Source organism: Streptomyces sp. MK7 (genome assembly GCF_032658145.1).
Taxonomy (GTDB): Bacteria; Actinomycetota; Actinomycetes; order Streptomycetales; family Streptomycetaceae; genus Streptomyces; species Streptomyces spiralis.
Map to the genome: position 1 here is coordinate 1 of NZ_JAVACL010000202.1, position 209 is coordinate 209.

The following is a 209-nucleotide window of genomic DNA, read 5'->3' on the forward strand; positions in this document are numbered from 1 at the left end:
GACGGTCAGGCGAAGACGTCCTGCTGGTAGCGCTCGTCGGCTTCGAGCTGGGCGAGCCACTGCTGGGCGGTCTGGTCGTCGCTGCCGGTCTTGTGGCGGTGGATGGCGGCGAGGGCCTCGCGGACGGCGGGGGCCATGCGGCGGCCGTCACCGCAGACGTAGACGTACGCGCCGTCCTCGATGGCCTGCCACACCGTGTCGGCGGCGTT

Annotated in this window: 1 protein-coding gene; it reads right to left on the bottom strand. The window is 72.2% G+C overall.

Annotation, left to right across the window (positions count from 1 at the left end; genetic code table 11):
- Positions 1 to 5 precede the first annotated feature (5 nt).
- Positions 6 to 209: hypothetical protein (locus tag R2S09_RS40475; protein WP_316746313.1), on the bottom strand; the 204-nt coding region annotated here is incomplete at its 5' end.